Here is a 492-nt window from a genome sequence, read left to right as displayed (position 1 = left end):
AGGCTATCGGCGTCGACCGCGTGGGCCAGACTCTCGGCCAGGGTCGCGGTCACGGTGACGACCTGCTCCTCGCCCGCGGCAATCGGGTTATTCGCGTCAACCGCCGGACTCAGGGTCAGAGTCAGGACGGCGTCGCCGTCTGTCTCAGTACGGCCTTCCAGCTCACCGGCGTTGTTGACGCTCCAGATCAGTTCGCCATCCAGGCCGGTGACGCTGATGTCGGCGGTGTCACCAAAGGCGATCGAGGTGATGGCGTCGCTGCCGGCGGTAAAGGTCAGGCTGGCTACATCGGTATCCGAGGCGGCGCCTTCGGTCTCGGCGTCATCCAGCGCGAGGCTGGCCTGAGTCGAGGCCGGATCGCTGCCGTTGACCGAAACGCTCGGGCCGGTGCCGTCGGTGATGGTGACGGTATGGCTATCGGTGGCGGTGTCGCCATCGCTGTCGACGGTGGCGATGGTGAAGCCGATCGACGGATTGCCGGTGCTGTTCTGT

The 492-nt window shown here is 66.1% G+C and carries 1 protein-coding gene; it reads right to left on the bottom strand.

Going from position 1 to position 492, the window contains the following annotated elements:
• Window positions 1-492: hypothetical protein (locus C6W88_RS21780; RefSeq protein WP_197037176.1), on the bottom strand; the 492-nt coding region annotated here is incomplete at both ends.

The organism is Halomonas litopenaei, from assembly GCF_003045775.1.
Classification (GTDB): domain Bacteria; phylum Pseudomonadota; class Gammaproteobacteria; order Pseudomonadales; family Halomonadaceae; genus Halomonas; species Halomonas litopenaei.
Note: the sequence above shows the minus strand (reverse complement) of the source record. Positions and strands in the feature narration are given on the sequence as shown.